This is a genomic window from Chromohalobacter canadensis, assembly GCF_034479555.1.
In the GTDB taxonomy this organism is placed as follows: Bacteria; Pseudomonadota; Gammaproteobacteria; order Pseudomonadales; family Halomonadaceae; genus Chromohalobacter; species Chromohalobacter canadensis.
In genome coordinates, this window is the sequence record NZ_CP140151.1 from 2584262 (window position 1) to 2596023 (window position 11762).

Sequence of the window (11762 nt, forward strand, 5' to 3'; positions counted from 1 at the left end):
ATCGGATTATGGCCAGGGCCTCGCGCCCTGGCTTTTTTTATGCTGCTGGTTGAGGTCGGCCGGTTGGTTGCAACGTTCGGTTAGGGCACTCTGTGACGATGGAAAGGCGAGGCGAGGTGAGCATGACAAACAGGGCGGCGCATTGGGGCCGGTGGGTCGTACTCTTGTGTGCGCTACTGGTGTTTTCCGGTGCTGCGTGGGGGCAGAGTGCATCGCCGCTGGCGGCATTATCCGGGGGTGGTAGCCAAGAGGCGCAGGGAACGGCGCCATCGAACGAGCAGGCGCGTGAATCGTTGGATAGTGTTATCACGATGCTCGAGGACCAGCAGCGCCGAGACGCTCTGCTCACGCAGCTACGCGAATTGCGGGCCTCGTTGGAAGGCGCCGATGCTGATGCGAAGCCCGAGTCGCCGCGTGGATTGCTGGGTGTCATTGCCGACTCGCTGACCTCGCTGAGAGACTCCGGCGAGGTCGTGACACCACTCGAGTACTGGCAGCGCCTGAGCGAGCGGGCAGGCGACACTCTGACGCAACGCGTCGCCTCGTTGGAGTCGCTGCTGCATCTCGTCGGCGATTTCGTCTGGGTATTGGGGGTGTGGGGCGGTAGTGCGGCGCTGATGGTGGTCGGCGGGCGTCGTTTGGCCAAACGCATGGACATGCAGCTAACGCTCAGTGCTGAGCCGAGCACCTGGATGCTGATACGCCACATGCTGCGCCGCTTGCTCCCTTGGGGGTTCGCTTTCGGGATCACTCTGGGCGTCGTGCACGGAATGACGTCTACGTTGGGGATGACGCTGGCGATGGTGATCGCGTACATCACCTTGTGCGGTATTTTGTTCACTGCCGTCTGCGAAGTCGTCTTTTCGCTGTTCGCCAATGGCCATCGTCGTGTCGCCCTGCGCATTCTGCATCGCCGCGCCGCCCGTTGGCTGTTCACCATCGGCGCGCTGGTCGCGTTGGGCGATGCCGCGAATTCTTCGGAGCTGCGCTCGACCCTGGGGGCATCATTGGCGGAGATGGTCTCGATGCTGGCCAACGTCACGGCGGCCTTGCTGACGGGGGCGTTCGCGATCCGTTTCAAGCGTCCCATCAAGCACCTGATCCGCAATCGGCCCTATCGTTACCGGCGCGACAAGCGTGCCAGCAGTGAGTTGATCCGAGTGATCGGAACATTGTGGCATGTGCCGGTCCTGTTCATGGTGGTGGTTTCGCTGATTGCCATCTTGACCTCCGAAGGCGACTCGCGCAGCGCCTTTGCCAAGGCCATCGTGACCGCCGGCTTGCTGGTGGTGACCCTGATCGTCAATGGCCTGATTCATCGTCATGCCGAACAGCCTTCCAAGCAGCGTCGACAATCGCAGTATCGACGCCGCCTGGTGCGCTTTGGCTATACATTGGCGCATCTGATCAGTTGGTTGGCTTTCGCCGAGTTGGCGATGCGCGTCTGGGGGTTGTCGTTGCTAGCTTTCGGCGGGGACGAGGGTATCAGCCAGCGCATCGGGCAATCGCTGATCAGTATCGGTATGACAGTGCTGCTGGCGTGGCTGGTCTGGATTCTTGCCGATACCGCGATCGAGCGGGCGTTGCTTTCTTCCAAGCGCGGTCGCAGCGGTCGCGCGCAGAGTACGCGGGCGCAAACCATCACGCCGCTGATTCGCAATGTGGTCTTCGCCACCATCTTGATTATCGCGGTCATCGTGGCGCTGGCCAATCTGGGGGTTAATGTCACGCCGCTGTTGGCCGGTGCCGGAGTTATCGGTCTGGCAGTGGGCTTTGGCGCTCAGACGCTGGTCCAGGACTTGATCACGGGGCTTTTCATCCTTATCGAGGATTCATTGGCCATCGACGATTTCGTCGACCTGAGCGGCCACATGGGGACGGTCGAGGGATTGAGTCTACGTACCGTGCGTTTGCGCGATCTGGATGGCATCGTGCATACGATTCCCTTCAGCCAGATCAAGGGAATCCAGAATTTTTCACGGGAATTCGGTATCGCCCTGATTCGTGTCCGCGTGGCGCATCATATGAAGATCGACGAGGCGATTGCCATCGTGCGTGAAGTGGCCGAGGAGTTACGTCGCGACCCGATGATGCGGCATTACATCTGGTCGCCGCTGGAGCTCCAGGGGGTGGAAAGTTTCGATGCCGGCGCGGCGATTCTGCGCATGCGCATGCGCACGGCGCCGATCATGCAGTGGGACGTGGCGCGGGCGTTCAACCTGCGTCTCAAGCGGCGTTTCGATGACCTGGGGATGGAGCTCGCCATGCCGCGCATGAGCGTGAGTCTTGAGCAGGCATCTGGCGAGGCCGCGAATCTGCCAACTGCGACCGAACATGCCACGACAGCCGGTGGTGATGTCAGCGATACGCCATCCGACACGAGCTGATCGCGACTGTGGATGTGGCTATCTAGAAGAAGGGAGTGACGCATGTCATGGCGTCGCCGTTAAAGGTATGCAGAAAGCGGCCGATGCTCATAGGATGCTCGCACGCCACGTGGCGATTAGCTATAACGAATAATCCAAAGGCCAGGAGCTGGCATGGCATCATCGCGTTTTACGCCTTTCGAGCGCTTATTGCTCAGCAGCCGTAACGAAGCCGATACGGCCGCGTTGTTGTTATTGGCGTGGCTGGCGATGAGCGACGGCCAGGGCACTTTGAGCGACCGCAAACGCGCCTTGCTCGATGATCTCACCGGGGACTTTCGCCACGACCATGGTTATCAGTTGATCGTCGATCTGGCGAGTGCGCCGGATTTCGTGGCCTTGCAGCTCGCGGCCGAAGTGTTGCAGCGCTATTATCGTGGGCCGCGCCGGGAGACTTTTCTGCGCCAGGCGATTCATGTGGCAACCCACGAAGGGGCATTGGCGGCCGGCCAGCATCATGTGCTGCGTTTTCTGGCTGACCTGCTGGGCGTAGCGCCCGAGACATTCGAGGTCTTGTTCCGTGATGTTGCCGGTTACCCGCTGGCGGCGCCCGAGGATCCCAGTGCCGCGCATTACTGGCGGTCACGCGAGAGTGCCGGTCATCAGGATTCCTCCCAACAAGATCGTCATGGTGCGCATGGCGAAAATTCTCGGGAACGCACCGCCGGGGAGGAGAGCGACGCGAAAGGCTCGCGAGAGCGTCATCGCAAGGAGCAGCGCGATCGCCAGCGCGAACATGCCAAGGAGGAGCGTGAAAATACCCGGCGGCGTCGCTGGCGTTGGCGGCGCGAAGAAACCGGGCAGCGTGAGCGGGCTGATGACGGCCAGCGTTCGGACGAAGGCAAGCGGCGCCGCGAGGGCTTTTCCCACGAGGGCTTTTCCCACGAGGGGGCGCACGCCAAGGGACATGCCACGGGTAGTAATGAAAAGGCCCAGCGGGCATTGGCTGTGCTGGGGTTGATGGAAAACGCACAGAAGAGCGATATCAAGCGCGCTTATCGGCGTCTAGCTCAAAAATACCATCCCGATCGCTATCATGCGCAGAGTCAGGAGGCGATGGTCACGGCCTCGCTGCGCTTTCAGCGAATCAAGAACGCCTATGATTATTTGATGCGCCAACATGCGTGATCTTTATCGACGATTGGATATCCACGTCTCGGCGAGTGACGCGGACATCGCACGGGCCATTGCGCGTTGCGAGAATCAAGCCGTCAAGACGGATGCCGAAGACGTCCTGCGCGTCGAGTCCCGCAAGCGTGAATACGACCAACTCTATGGCACTTTGACGGGCATCGGGCTGCTGCGCGCACGCATGGGGTTGAGTCATGCGCCGTATTGGAACGGTAGCGTGGCCAATGACTTCTCGATCAGCGCCGATGATGAGTACGCCCGCTACGCTGAGCTAAAGGTCAAGGTGGCGCGTGCCGTACGCGTCCACGATACCTGGCAGCAAGTGCGCAGGATGATGCTATGGAGCGGCGGAATTTCGCTGGTCACGGGCGCTGGCGTGGCGTTGCTGGTGTTTGCGCCGGATCTTTTCTGACTGCATGCCATGGTGTCGTTGAGCGCCCCCGTGCTACCCCCTACAATCGTATGAGCGTCTGCTCAGTCAAGAGGCTTAATGTGCGACATGGCTGCGGCAATTGGTCGCTTCTATTTCGCCTGATTTTGCTTCAGAATGCCGCCCCGTCGGTACTCCCTGCCTGCTGCTCGTGTTCGACCGGGTGGCGGTCCCTTGGCAGACAGGCTAGGAGCGAGATGGCGTAAGCGGGTGTGCTCGTTCATGGCGGAGATATACGTCATTGCCTAGCATGCGCGTTACGCCCAATTTTCAGAGTGCACCACACTCGTGACATTGGCAGCCAGGAAACCGGTGGTTGGTCGAGATGCATGCCATGGGGCGTTTCCAAGTGGTCAGCAAGGAAAGTAGCTGACCTTTTGGACACGCTCCAAGTCGCTGATGTTCCGTTGGCGAATGTGTCGTTCCATTTTGACCGTCGGGCCTAAGGGTCGCCAACGGAGGAAAGCATTCAATGAGCAAGCGCTGCAACGTCTTCCCATGCTTGAGTGAGGCCATGCAATGAGAATGAAGAAGAACCTGGGATGGCTCGGTATCCTGCCCTTGATCGCAGTGCTGCTTAGTGGCTGCGGCTCGGCGCTGATGGATCCCAAGGGTCAGATCGGGGTGGAACAGAAATCGCTGATCATTACTGCCTTCTGGCTGATGATGATCGTGGTGATCCCCGTCCTCATCATGACGGTGGTTTTCGCTTGGAAATATCGGCATAGCAATCATGCCGCCAAGTACATGCCGGACTGGGCGCACTCCAACAAGATCGAAGTCTTCGTGTGGCTCATACCCTGCGTAATCATCCTGTTTCTGGGGATCATTACCTGGAAAACGTCACATTCGCTGGATCCGAACAAGCCAATCGAATCCGACGCCGAGACCATGGAAGTACAGGTCGTCTCCTTGGATTGGAAGTGGCTGTTCATCTACCCCGAACAAGGCATCGCAACGGTCAACGAAGTGGCCATGCCGGTCGATGTGCCGGTGCATTTCAAAGTGACCTCGGCATCGGTGATGAACTCGTTCTTCATTCCTACCCTGGGCAGTCAGATCTATGCCATGGCGGGCATGGATAACGACGTTTATCTAGTCGCCAATGAAGCAGGCGTCTACGCCGGCAAATCTTCCAATTATAGTGGCGAGGGCTTCTCGGAGATGACCTTCGATGCACGCGCCATGTCGCAGGATGATTTCGATGCCTGGGTCGACAAGGTGGGGCAGTCATCCGAAACGCTCTCTTACGATGGGAGCTACCAAGAGTTGGCGGAACCGTCCACGGACCATCCTGTGGAATATTTCTCCGACGTAACGTCAGGCCTGTACCGCGACATCATCGAGAGTTTTAAAGACGGTAGCGGTGAAGGTGGACAAGATGGTTATGGCGAGTCGTCCATGAGCGCAGAGGCAGCGGAGTAAGATTATGTTCGGAAAACTCACCCTTGAGGATATCCCTTACGATGTGCCCATCCTTGTTGCGACGGCTATTGTCGTACTGCTGGGGGGCTTGGTCGTCGTCGGGGCTCTGACGTATTTCAAGAAGTGGAAGTGGTTATGGACGGAGTGGTTGACCTCCGTCGACCACAAGAAGCTGGGTATCATGTATTTCCTCGTGGCATTGGTCATGCTGCTGCGCGGTTTCGCCGACGCCATCATGATGCGTACCCAGCAGGCCTTGGCCGCCGGGGGCTCCGAGGGCTATCTACCGCCTGAGCATTACGATCAGATCTTTACCGCGCATGGTGTGATCATGATCTTCTTCGTGGCCATGCCCATGGTTATCGGCCTGATGAACCTGGTCGTGCCACTGCAGATCGGCGCGCGTGACGTCGCCTTCCCGTTCATGAACAACCTGAGTTTCTGGCTGTTCATCGCGGGTGTGGCACTGACCATGGTATCGCTGTTTATCGGTGAATACGGCAAGACGGGCTGGTTGGCCTATGCGCCATTGTCGGGGATCAAGTACAGTCCTGGAGTCGGGGTTGATTACTGGATATGGGGACTGCAGATATCGGGGATCGGGACCACTCTGACCGGTATCAACTTCTTCGTCACCATCCTGAGGATGCGCACCAAAGGCATGACGTTGTTCCGCATGCCGATCTTCACCTGGACGTCGTTGTGCGCCAATGTACTGATCATTCTATCGTTCCCGATTCTGACCGCGACCATCGCGCTGCTGACACTCGATCGTTACCTGGGGATGCACTTCTTCACGAACGATATGGGCGGCAACATGATGATGTACGTCAACCTCATCTGGGCCTGGGGCCATCCTGAGGTGTACATTCTCATCCTGCCGGCGTTCGGGGTGTTCTCCGAGGTCATCGCGACCTTCGCCAAGAAGCGCTTGTTCGGCTACAACACCATGGTCTGGGCGACTGTGGCTATAGCCTTCCTGTCATTCACGGTATGGTTGCACCACTTCTTCACCATGGGTGCCGGTGCCGATGTCAACGCGTTCTTCGGGATCGCGACGATGATCATCGCCATTCCGACCGGGGTGAAGATCTTCAACTGGTTGTTCACCATGTATCGCGGTCGGCTGGAGTTCACGTCGCCGGTTCTGTGGACACTGGGCTTTATCATCACCTTCACCATCGGTGGCATGACCGGGGTGATGTTGGCAGTGCCCGGCGCTAACTTCGTGCTGCATAACAGTCTGTTCGTCATCGCTCACTTCCATAACGTCATCATCGGCGGTGTGGTGTTCGGTATGCTCGCGGGTCTGACCTACTGGTTCCCGAAGGCCTTCGGCTTTACGCTTGACGAAAAGTGGGGCAAGCGTTCCTTCTGGTGCTGGATTATCGGCTTTTACCTCGCCTTCATGCCGCTCTATATCTTGAGCTTTTACGGTGCGGTGCGCCGCATGCAGTCCTACGCCAATGCCGATTGGCAGCCGCTGATGATCGTGGCATGGTTCGGTGCCGTCCTCATCCTGTGCGGTATCGCCTGCACCGTGATTCAGTTCATCGTGAGCATTCGCGATCGTGAGAAGAATGCCGACATCACGGGCGATCCGTGGGATGCACGGACGCTAGAGTGGTCGACGTCTTCTCCTGCACCGTTCTACAACTTCGCGCATCTGCCCAACGTCGGCTCCATCGATGCCTTCTGGGAAGCGAAGAAAGAGAAAGGCATGGCAGCGGACAAACCGACCCAGTACGAAGACATTCACATGCCGAAGAACACCGTGGCGGGACCGATTATCGGTCTGATCAGCATCGTGTTCGGGTTCGCGCTAGTCTGGCATATCTGGTGGCTGGCCGGTGTAAGTGCCATCGGCATGTTCGTAGCCTTCATGTTTCGTGTCTTCAATGACGATATCGACTATTACGTCCCTGCGGCGGAAGTCGAGCGTATCGAACGCGAGCACCATAAACGGCTGGAGATGCAGGCGTAATCATGACGACGCAAACTGTTAATCAACATGACGCTCATGCCCATGACGGGCATGAGCACCACGATGCCAGTGGCATGAAGGTATTCGGCTTCTGGATCTACCTGATGAGTGACCTGGTCATCTTCGGGAGCCTTTTTGCCACTTATGCCGTGCTAATGAATGGCACGGCGGGCGGCCCCTCCGGGGCCGATATCTTCGAGCTCCCGCTGATTTTGATCAGTACTTTCCTGCTGCTATTCAGTAGTTTTACCTATGGCATGGCTGTACTGGCCATGCATGCCGATCGTTTGGCGCAGGTGAAAGGATGGCTGGGCATCACCTTCTTGCTGGGTGCCGGCTTCATCGGGTTGGAAATCTATGAATTTTATCATCTGATTGCCGAAGGCTTCGGACCGGATCGTAGTGCTTTCCTATCCTCCTTCTTCACCCTGGTCGGCATGCACGGTCTTCACGTGGCCTTCGGCCTGATCTGGATGCTGGTGATGATCGTCCAGCTTTACACGAAGGGTCTTAACGACAAGACGCGGCCGCGTATCATGTGCCTCAGTCTGTTCTGGCACTTCCTGGATATCGTGTGGATCTGTGTCTTCACCTTCGTCTATCTGATGGGAGTTCTGTAATGAGCGACACACATGCTTCCCACGACAGTGGCAACCACGGCAGCGTCAAGACCTATGTAATCGGCCTGATTCTATCGATCATACTGACGCTCGTGGCCTTCGGCGTGGTCATGCTGGGTGGCTTCGGTACCACGGCGACAATCGTCACAATCATCTTTATGGCCGTTTTGCAGATCTTGGTCCAGTTGATCCTGTTCATGCATCTTGAATTGAAAACGCAAGAGGGACGTGAATCGGGAGGATTCTTCTTCTTCACTGCGGTAATTCTGGGGCTAATCATTGGAGGGTCTATATGGATCATGCACAACCTGCGCCTCAACTTGATGTGATCGCCAGGTGATGTACAAGGCCTACCTGTCGCTGACCAAGCCGGGGATCATCTTCGGCAACCTGATCTCCGTGGCCGGGGGCTTCTTCCTGGCCTCGCAGGGCAGCGTGGACGTCATGCTCCTGCTGGCCACGGTGGTGGGGATCGCGCTGGTGATCGCTTCCGGCTGTGCGTTCAATAACTATATCGATCGCGATATCGACCGGCTGATGCAGCGCACCCAGGATCGGGTGCTGGTCCAGGGCCTGGTGTCGCCCCGGGCGACGCTGGTGTTCGCCACGCTGCTGGGGGTGGCCGGCTTCGGCGTGCTGTACGTCGGCACCACGCCCACCGCCCTGTTGTTCGCGGCGATCGGCTTCGCCATCTACGTGGGCGCTTATAGTCTCTACCTGAAGCGCCACTCCGAGTACGGCACGCTGATCGGCAGCCTGTCGGGTGCGGCGCCGCCGGTGGTTGGCTATTGTGCGGTCAGCGGTCAGTTCGATCTCGGTGCGCTGACGCTGCTGTTGATCTTCTGCTTGTGGCAGATGCCGCACTCCTACGCGATCGCCATCTTCCGCTTCAAGGACTATCGCGCCGCTTCGATTCCGGTGCTGCCGGTGATCCGGGGCGTGAAGACCGCCAAGCACTATATCGTTGGCTATATTGTCGCGTTTCTCGTCGCAACGCTATTGCTCAGCTTCGCCGGCTATGCCGGTTATGGCTACTTTATCGTCGCCGCAGCGATGGGTGGCTACTGGCTATACATGGCGTTGACTGGTTTCCGCACGACTAATGACGAGGCGTGGGCAAAGAAGGTCTTCATCTTCTCGATCTTTACCATTACCGCCTTGAGCGTGATGATGGCGATCGATTTTCAGCTACCCGGTCCGCCGGTGCTGTGGACCTCGTTACGCTGACTTCGTTGCGCTACGAAGCGCCAGCCTATGGCAAGATGCTGCCATCGAATCAAGCCACACGCTCGCGTGTGGCTTTTTTGGTTCACTGCACTTTGCTAGCGGCCCGACGCCCAGCTCGGTGTTGATGATCACGATGGGGTCATCCAGGCCTCCAACCCTGCCGAAACCAGCACGAACAGAACGAATCCACCGACGAAGGCCAAGATCGAGCTACGCGTGTCTTCCTTGCTTTCGTGCGCTTCGGAGAGCATCTCCTCCACGGCTGCAACCATCAGTAGCCCGGCAGTGAACGTCAGCGCGGCCAGCTTGAAGAACTCGGGCTGATTACGCAGCAGGAAATACGCCAAGCTGGCCGCCAGCAGCACGGGAACCACGAAGGATGCCGACAGCAGCAGACGCTTGCTGCGCGACACGCCCTTGCTCTTCATGTCGGCAATGGTGGCGTAGCCCTCCGGAAAATCGGCCAGTACCTGACCGGCGGCCAGGATCAAGGCCACGGAGGTGGCCACGGCGGAGCCGGCACCGATCAACAGGCCGTCGCTGAACAGGTCGATGGACACGGCGATGTAGATCATCCACATCGCCGTACGGCCTGAAGCTGCGCCCTGTTCGGGCTTCTGTAGGCGGTCGACCAGTTGCTCGATACCTATATAGGCCACGCCGCCCAAGGCGAATGAGGCGGCAATCGCCCACGCCGACAGGCTCTCGAGCACGCGTGGCATGATCTCCACGGCGACAATGGCGATGACCAGCCCTGAAGCTCCATGCAGCGCCAGGTTGAGGCGCCGTGGGGTGGTACGCGATAGCTCGGCCAACAGGCCGCCACAGAAGTTGCCCAGCGCCGGCAACAGGGCCAGTCCCAGGGTCAGCCAAAGGTTATCCATGACACATCATCCTTGAGTAGGTCTTGCCGTTTGCGCTTCGCCAACGCGCCCCAAGCAGGATAAACAACGAGGCTAGCAGCCAGGTAGGCCAGCTCCCCGTTCGAGTGAACGGCGTCTGCCCTTGCATGGCTCGAACGTCTTCGCTGAGGCTGCCTATTTTGAACTGTGGTAAGCGGGCGATGACTTTACCTTGCGGATCGATGACGGCTGTCACGCCGTTGCTGGTGGCACGCAAAAGGTAAAGGCCGTTTTCAAGTGCGCGCAGTCGAGCCATCTGCAGATGCTGAAGCGGCCCGATAGTGTCGCCGAACCAGGTGTCGTTGGAGACCGTTAGCAACAAATTGGCGTCTTTGGCGCGTTCTGCCACGAGCTCGGGGAAAATGATCTCGTAGCAGATCGCAATGCCGATACTCAGGCCGGCGGCACGGATCGGTGCCTGTTTAGTGTCCCCTGCCGTGAAGTCGGACATGGGTAGATCAAAAAAGGCGATTATGCCACGTAAAAGCTCCTCCAGAGGTATGTACTCGCCGAATGGCACCAAATGCGCCTTGCGATATGTGCCTGTCGCTTCGCCAGCCCCTATCACCGCATTGTAGTAGCGCCCCGCGTCATCGCGCTGAACGATACCGGTAAGTAATGCGGTCTCCGTTGGAAGCTTCGTCAGCACATCCTCAAGGAGCGGCGTGGCTTGGGCCTGATTCATAGGAAGCGCGGTTTCCGGCCAGATAACCAAGTCGACGTCATTGCTCAGTTCACGAGATAAGCGGGCATAAGTCTTGGCGGCATTGCGGCGCCCCTCGCTCGTCCATTTGGTTAGTTGCGGCAGGTTGCCTTGTAACAGGCTGACTTCTACGCGCTCTGCACTGGCCGTGGTCCACTGCAAGGGCAGCAGCCAGGGAACTAGCCAGAGAGCAGCGACCATTACGCCGGCCCACCAACGGCGACGCAAGAATTCTATCCCCAGGGTGCCCGTCAGCGCGGTCACCAGAGTGAGCAGGTAAACGCCGCCCACAGGGGCCAATGGTGCCAGTGGCGAGTCGACATGGGCGCTGCCCAGCAATAGCCAGGGGAAGCCAGTGAACAGATAGGTGCGCAGCACTTCTATTAGCACCCATAGGCCGGCAAAGCTGAGAAAAGTCAGGCGCTGACCAATAAAACGCCGATAGAGCCAAAATGGGATGGCGTAGAACAACGCCAGAAGAACAACGAATAAAGCTGTCAGCAACACCGCCAGCGGGACGTCGGTGTAACCGTATTCATGGATCGATACATATACCCATGATGTGCCGGAAGCGAACAGCGTTACCCCATAGCACCATCCGCTCAGGGCCGCCTGGCCCGGTGACAGATCATGCAGTCCTATGTACATGAGGCCAATCGCGATCGGTCCAAGCCACCACAGTTCGAAAGGGGAAAAGGTTAAGGTTGTCAGAGCGCCGGCGAACAGCGCGAACAAATAGTTCATCCAAGGGCGATAGGAAGACAGCATCAGGTACTCCTAGTCGAGAGGCTTACTTTTTATCAGCAGCAGAAAGAAAAGGCGAACGGTGAGATGAGCCCAATTAGCGAACAATGTGAAGGCACTGATAATTGCTGCTTGACCTTGAAGTGAACTCCAGACTTTAAGATGGAGAA

General features: G+C 58.1%; 10 protein-coding genes. 8 read left to right on the forward strand and 2 right to left on the reverse strand.

The window, feature by feature from the left end; all coding sequences use genetic code 11:
- Window positions 1–122 precede the first annotated feature (122 nt).
- From SR908_RS12245 to cyoE, 8 genes are all read left to right on the forward strand, one after another.
- Complete coding sequence (locus tag SR908_RS12245) at window positions 123–2387, forward strand: mechanosensitive ion channel family protein (RefSeq protein ID WP_246921617.1); 2265 nt, start codon at window positions 123–125, stop codon at window positions 2385–2387.
- 153 nt (window positions 2388–2540) lie between these two features.
- Complete coding sequence (locus SR908_RS12250; protein ID WP_246921619.1) at window positions 2541–3554, forward strand: J domain-containing protein; 1014 nt, start codon at window positions 2541–2543, stop codon at window positions 3552–3554.
- Window positions 3547–3969, forward strand: a complete 423-nt coding sequence (locus SR908_RS12255) for a hypothetical protein (protein ID WP_246921622.1) — start codon at window positions 3547–3549, stop codon at window positions 3967–3969. Before SR908_RS12250 ends, SR908_RS12255 begins: the two co-directional genes overlap by 8 nt.
- Window positions 3970–4506: 537 nt before the next feature.
- A complete protein-coding gene (gene cyoA / locus SR908_RS12260; protein ID WP_224113643.1) occupies window positions 4507–5412 on the forward strand; it encodes a ubiquinol oxidase subunit II in 906 nt (301 codons plus the stop codon).
- Between the two features lie 4 nt (window positions 5413–5416).
- The gene (gene cyoB, locus SR908_RS12265) at window positions 5417–7396 is read left to right on the forward strand and encodes a cytochrome o ubiquinol oxidase subunit I (protein ID WP_035411125.1); all 1980 of its coding nucleotides are present in this window, start codon (window positions 5417–5419) and stop codon (window positions 7394–7396) included.
- A gap of 2 nt (window positions 7397–7398) precedes the next feature.
- Window positions 7399–8016, forward strand: a complete 618-nt coding sequence (cyoC, locus tag SR908_RS12270) for a cytochrome o ubiquinol oxidase subunit III (protein ID WP_035411122.1) — start codon at window positions 7399–7401, stop codon at window positions 8014–8016.
- Entirely contained in the window at window positions 8016–8345 is a 330-nt protein-coding gene (gene cyoD / locus SR908_RS12275) for a cytochrome o ubiquinol oxidase subunit IV (protein WP_035411119.1), read from the forward strand. The genes cyoC and cyoD overlap by 1 nt, the downstream gene beginning before the upstream one ends.
- A 10-nt stretch (window positions 8346–8355) precedes the next feature.
- Window positions 8356–9243 (forward strand): heme o synthase, encoded by an 888-nt coding sequence (gene cyoE, locus SR908_RS12280; RefSeq protein WP_246921625.1) that lies wholly within the window; start codon window positions 8356–8358, stop codon window positions 9241–9243.
- A gap of 128 nt (window positions 9244–9371) precedes the next feature.
- Here cyoE and SR908_RS12285 read toward each other — a convergent pair whose 3' ends face one another.
- Window positions 9372–10127 (reverse strand): ZIP family metal transporter, encoded by a 756-nt coding sequence (locus SR908_RS12285; RefSeq protein ID WP_246921628.1) that lies wholly within the window; start codon window positions 10125–10127, stop codon window positions 9372–9374.
- Window positions 10120–11616, reverse strand: a complete 1497-nt coding sequence (gene lnt, locus SR908_RS12290; protein WP_246921630.1) for an apolipoprotein N-acyltransferase — start codon at window positions 11614–11616, stop codon at window positions 10120–10122. The genes SR908_RS12285 and lnt overlap by 8 nt, the downstream gene beginning before the upstream one ends.
- Between the last annotated feature and the right edge of the window lie 146 nt (window positions 11617–11762).

Excerpts from the sequence above, each read along its gene's own strand:
- SR908_RS12285 (WP_246921628.1), bottom strand. The coding sequence starts at position 10,127 with ATGGATAACCTTTGGCTGACCCTGGGACTGGCCCTGTTGCCGGCGCTG.
- cyoE (WP_246921625.1), top strand. The coding sequence starts at position 8,356 with ATGTACAAGGCCTACCTGTCGCTGACCAAGCCGGGGATCATCTTCGGC.
- cyoC (WP_035411122.1), top strand. The coding sequence starts at position 7,399 with ATGACGACGCAAACTGTTAATCAACATGACGCTCATGCCCATGACGGG.
- cyoA (WP_224113643.1), top strand. The coding sequence starts at position 4,507 with ATGAGAATGAAGAAGAACCTGGGATGGCTCGGTATCCTGCCCTTGATC.
- cyoD (WP_035411119.1), top strand. The coding sequence starts at position 8,016 with ATGAGCGACACACATGCTTCCCACGACAGTGGCAACCACGGCAGCGTC.
- SR908_RS12255 (WP_246921622.1), top strand. The coding sequence starts at position 3,547 with ATGCGTGATCTTTATCGACGATTGGATATCCACGTCTCGGCGAGTGAC.
- SR908_RS12250 (WP_246921619.1), top strand. The coding sequence starts at position 2,541 with ATGGCATCATCGCGTTTTACGCCTTTCGAGCGCTTATTGCTCAGCAGC.
- lnt (WP_246921630.1), bottom strand. The coding sequence starts at position 11,616 with ATGCTGTCTTCCTATCGCCCTTGGATGAACTATTTGTTCGCGCTGTTC.
- SR908_RS12245 (WP_246921617.1), top strand. The coding sequence starts at position 123 with ATGACAAACAGGGCGGCGCATTGGGGCCGGTGGGTCGTACTCTTGTGT.
- cyoB (WP_035411125.1), top strand. The coding sequence starts at position 5,417 with ATGTTCGGAAAACTCACCCTTGAGGATATCCCTTACGATGTGCCCATC.